The sequence below is a fragment of the Marinobacter sediminicola genome (genome assembly GCF_031157525.1).
Classification (GTDB): Bacteria; Pseudomonadota; Gammaproteobacteria; order Pseudomonadales; family Oleiphilaceae; genus Marinobacter; species Marinobacter sediminicola.
Genome location: NZ_JAVIXR010000025.1, coordinates 1 through 5,390 on the forward strand (window position 1 = coordinate 1; position 5,390 = coordinate 5,390).

General features: G+C 52.6%; 2 tRNA genes and 2 rRNA genes. All 4 read right to left on the reverse strand.

Annotated features, from left to right (window positions below):
- Positions 1 to 55: 55 nt before the first annotated feature.
- Positions 56 to 2,951: ribosomal RNA gene (locus RG807_RS17560) — 23S ribosomal RNA — on the reverse strand.
- A 309-nt stretch (positions 2,952 to 3,260) separates the two neighbouring features.
- A tRNA-Ala gene (locus RG807_RS17565) sits at positions 3,261 to 3,336 on the reverse strand.
- Positions 3,337 to 3,457: 121 nt separating this feature from the next.
- A tRNA-Ile gene (locus RG807_RS17570) sits at positions 3,458 to 3,534 on the reverse strand.
- Positions 3,535 to 3,641: 107 nt separating this feature from the next.
- A 16S ribosomal RNA gene (locus RG807_RS17575) occupies positions 3,642 to 5,182 on the reverse strand.
- The 16S and 23S rRNA genes sit together here with 2 tRNA genes alongside, the layout of an rRNA operon.
- Positions 5,183 to 5,390 lie beyond the last annotated feature (208 nt).

Below are 5,390 nucleotides of genomic sequence, written 5' to 3' on the forward strand. Positions count from 1 at the left end.
TTTTCTGTGATGTTGATTCTTTCGTTGCGTCATCCGCAATTGTCTTGGGTGTTATATAGTCAAGCCGCACGAGCAATTAGTATCGGTTAGCTCAACGCCTCGCAGCGCTTACACACCCGACCTATCAACGTCCTGGTCTTGAACGGCTCTTTAGGGACCTCGAGGGTCCAGGGAGATCTCATCTTGGAAGGGGCTTCCCGCTTAGATGCTTTCAGCGGTTATCCTGTCCGAACATAGCTACCGGGCAATGCCACTGGCGTGACAACCCGAACACCAGAGGTTCGTCCACTCCGGTCCTCTCGTACTAGGAGCAGCTTTCCTCAAATCTCCAACGTCCACGGCAGATAGGGACCGAACTGTCTCACGACGTTCTAAACCCAGCTCGCGTACCACTTTAAATGGCGAACAGCCATACCCTTGGGACCGGCTTCAGCCCCAGGATGTGATGAGCCGACATCGAGGTGCCAAACACCGCCGTCGATGTGAACTCTTGGGCGGTATCAGCCTGTTATCCCCGGAGTACCTTTTATCCGTTGAGCGATGGCCCTTCCATACAGAACCACCGGATCACTATGACCTACTTTCGTACCTGCTCGACGTGTCAGTCTCGCAGTTAAGCGGGCTTGTGCCATTACACTAACCGTACGATGTCCGACCGTACTTAGCCCACCTTTGTGCTCCTCCGTTACGCTTTAGGAGGAGACCGCCCCAGTCAAACTACCCACCACACAATGTCCTCGATCCCGATAAGGGACCAGAGTTAGAACCTCAAACATGCCAGGCTGGTATTTCAAGGTTGGCTCCACGCAAACTGGCGTTCACGCTTCAAAGCCTCCCAGCTATCCTACACAAACATATTCAAAGTTCACTGTGAAGCTATAGTAAAGGTTCACGGGGTCTTTCCGTCTAGCCGCGGATACACCGCATCTTCACGGCGATTTCAATTTCACTGAGTCTCGGGTAGAGACAGCGCCCCCATCGTTACGCCATTCGTGCAGGTCGGAACTTACCCGACAAGGAATTTCGCTACCTTAGGACCGTTATAGTTACGGCCGCCGTTTACCGGGGCTTCGATCAAGAGCTTCGCACGAATGCTAACCCCATCAATTAACCTTCCGGCACCGGGCAGGCGTCACACCGTATACGTCCACTTTCGTGTTTGCACAGTGCTGTGTTTTTAATAAACAGTCGCAGGGGCCTGGTATCTTCGACTGGCTTCTGCTCCGTCCGCGAGGAACTTCACATACCACCAGCGTGCCTTCTCCCGAAGTTACGGCACCATTTTGCCTAGTTCCTTTACCCGAGTTCTCTCAAGCGCCTTGGTATTCTCTACCTGACCACCTGTGTCGGTTTGGGGTACGGTCTCGAATAGCCTGAAGCTTAGAAGATTTTCCTGGAAGCAGGGCATCAATGACTTCGCTCCCGTAAAAGGGTGCTCGTCGTCACGTCTCAGGATTGTGGATCCGGATTTGCCTAAACCCACTCCCTACACGCTTAAACCGGGACAACCGTCGCCCGGCTCACCTAGCCTTCTCCGTCTCTCCATCGCAGCTATCCAAGGTACGGAAATATTAATCCGTTTCCCATCGACTACACCTTTCGGTCTCGCCTTAGGGGCCGACTCACCCTGCGCCGATTAGCGTTGCGCAGGAACCCTTGGTCTTCCGGCGTGCGGGTTTTTCACCCGCATTGTCGTTACTCATGTCAGCATTCGCACTTGTGATACCTCCAGCAAGCTTCTCAACTCACCTTCGCAGGCTTACACAACGCTCCCCTACCCCGCATACAAAGTATGCAGCCGCAGCTTCGGTATCCAGTTTGAGCCCCGTTACATCTTCCGCGCAGGCCGACTCGACTAGTGAGCTATTACGCTTTCTTTAAAGGATGGCTGCTTCTAAGCCAACCTCCTAGCTGTCTGAGCCTTCCCACATCGTTTCCCACTTAACTGGAATTTGGGGACCTTAGCTGGCGGTCTGGGTTGTTTCCCTCTTCACGACGGACGTTAGCACCCGCCGTGTGTCTCCCGGATAGTACTCACAGGTATTCGGAGTTTGCATCGGGTTGGTAAGTCGGGATGACCCCCTAGCCGAAACAGTGCTCTACCCCCTGTGGTATTCGTCCGAGGCGCTACCTAAATAGCTTTCGGGGAGAACCAGCTATCTCCGGGCTTGATTAGCCTTTCACTCCGATCCACAAGTCATCCCCTGGCTTTTCAACGACAGTGGGTTCGGTCCTCCAGTTGATGTTACTCAACCTTCAACCTGCTCATGGATAGATCGCCCGGTTTCGGGTCTATGCCCAGCGACTAATTCGCCCTATTCAGACTCGGTTTCCCTACGGCTCCCCTAAACGGTTAACCTCGCCACTGAACATAAGTCGCTGACCCATTATACAAAAGGTACGCCGTCACAGAACAAGTCTGCTCCGACTGCTTGTACGCATACGGTTTCAGGATCTATTTCACTCCCCTCACAGGGGTTCTTTTCGCCTTTCCCTCACGGTACTGGTTCACTATCGGTCAGTCAGGAGTATTTAGCCTTGGAGGATGGTCCCCCCATATTCAGACAGGATACCACGTGTCCCGTCCTACTCGATTTCACTAGACTCAGGTTTCGGATACGGGGCTATCACCCACTATGGCGGCACTTTCCAGAGCCTTCTCCTACCAGTTGTCTAGCTTAAGGGCTAGTCCCCGTTCGCTCGCCGCTACTTAGGGAATCTCGGTTGATTTCTTTTCCTCGGGGTACTTAGATGTTTCAGTTCCCCCGGTTCGCCCCTTACACCTATGTATTCAGTGCAAGGTACCCGACCGAAATCGGGTGGGTTTCCCCATTCAGAAATGCCCGGATCACAGCTTGTTTGCCAGCTCCCCGAACCTTATCGCAGGCTTCCACGTCTTTCATCGCCTCTGACTGCCAAGGCATCCACCGTATGCGCTTAGTTGCTTGACTATATAACCCCAAGACAACTGTGTTCCATTCATCAACGCCCTGGTAAACCAGGAGGCCAATAAGTGGAGACAGTTCCTTGAAGCGATATAACAACCACTTCAACGACAACACCGGATAACGCTTGAAAAAATCGCTATCACATTGAACACATTCTCTCGGAGATAATGAGAAAATGTCTTCGTGTTCTATCTCGTCCAATTTGTTAAAGAGCAAATCTGACCCAGTGATCAGAAAGAAGGATTTCGAACTTAACAAAGTTGAAACACTTGTTTCTGTACACTGACCGAAGTCAGGTGACCAAGTAATATTTGGTGGAGCTAGGCAGGATCGAACTGCCGACCTCCTGCGTGCAAGGCAGGCGCTCTCCCAGCTGAGCTATAGCCCCAATTTAAGCTATGCCACCTCACTCATACTGAGTAGAGATGTAAATTGTTCAGATCAAGCCATCGAGGGGCGCCGCATAGCCTGCTATGCAAGTCACTCGATAACGCCGAGCTGAGCAATTTTGGTGGGTCTGGGTGGACTTGAACCACCGACCTCACCCTTATCAGGGGTGCGCTCTAACCACCTGAGCTACAGACCCGGTTTTGCTTGCCACAGACAAGCCAAGTCGGGCCTGAAAGACCCTTGCTCTCTTTATCAATCAACCAAGTAATTCGTGTGGACTCTGACCGAAGCTTCAACTTCGTTTAAGGAGGTGATCCAGCCCCAGGTTCCCCTAGGGCTACCTTGTTACGACTTCACCCCAGTCATAAACCACACCGTGGTAATCGTCCTCCCGAAGGTTAGACTAACTACTTCTGGTGCAATCTACTCCCATGGTGTGACGGGCGGTGTGTACAAGGCCCGGGAACGTATTCACCGTGACATTCTGATTCACGATTACTAGCGATTCCGACTTCACGGAGTCGAGTTGCAGACTCCGATCCGGACTACGATACGTTTTGTGAGATTAGCTCCCCCTCGCGGGTTTGCAACCCTCTGTACGTACCATTGTAGCACGTGTGTAGCCCTGGCCGTAAGGGCCATGATGACCTGACGTCATCCCCACCTTCCTCCGGTTTGTCACCGGCAGTCTCCCTAGAGTTCTCAGCATTACCTGCTAGCAACTAGGGATAGGGGTTGCGCTCGTTACGGGACTTAACCCAACATCTCACGACACGAGCTGACGACGGCCATGCAGCACCTGTGTCAGAGCTCCCGAAGGCACCAATCCATCTCTGGAAAGTTCTCTGCATGTCAAGGCCAGGTAAGGTTCTTCGCGTTGCGTCGAATTAAACCACATGCTCCACCGCTTGTGCGGGCCCCCGTCAATTCATTTGAGTTTTAACCTTGCGGCCGTACTCCCCAGGCGGTCAACTTAGTGCGTTAGCTGCGCCACTAAGGATTCAAGATCCCCAACGGCTAGTTGACATCGTTTACGGCGTGGACTACCAGGGTATCTAATCCTGTTTGCTCCCCACGCTTTCGCACCTCAGTGTCAGTGTTGGTCCAGGTAGCCGCCTTCGCCACTGGTGTTCCTTCCTATATCTACGCATTTCACCGCTACACAGGAAATTCCACTACCCTCTACCACACTCTAGCCGAGCAGTTCGAAGTGCCGTTCCCAGGTTAAGCCCGGGGCTTTCACATCTCGCTTACTCAACCACCTACGCGCGCTTTACGCCCAGTAATTCCGATTAACGCTTGCACCCTCCGTATTACCGCGGCTGCTGGCACGGAGTTAGCCGGTGCTTCTTCTGTGAGTGACGTCAATCCTCAAAGGTATTAACTTTGAGGCCTTCCTCCTCACTGAAAGTGCTTTACAACCCGAAAGCCTTCTTCACACACGCGGCATGGCTGGATCAGGGTTTCCCCCATTGTCCAATATTCCCCACTGCTGCCTCCCGTAGGAGTTCGGGCCGTGTCTCAGTCCCGATGTGGCTGATCATCCTCTCAGACCAGCTACGGATCGTCGCCTTGGTGAGCCATTACCTCACCAACTAGCTAATCCGACTTAGGCTCATCCAATAGCGCAAGGTCCGAAGATCCCCTGCTTTCCCCCGAAGGGCGTATGCGGTATTAGCAGCCGTTTCCGACTGTTGTCCCCCACTACTGGGCAGATTCCTAAGCATTACTCACCCGTCCGCCGCTCGTCAGCGGGGTGCAAGCACCCCCTGTTACCGCTCGACTTGCATGTGTTAAGCCTGCCGCCAGCGTTCAATCTGAGCCATGATCAAACTCTTCAGTTTAAATCATATTAAGATCCGAAGATCTTATAACCTTTGCTCAAGACAAAACTCAATTTTGACGAGTCGCTTGCCTTGGTATTTCTTGTCGAAATACTCCAGCCAGCGCCCACACGAATTACTTGGTCAATTTGTTAAAGAGCGTTTGAGCCGTTGCTCAATCAAGGTGGCGTATTCTACATCGTCTCGCCGCCTTGTCAACCGTTTAATT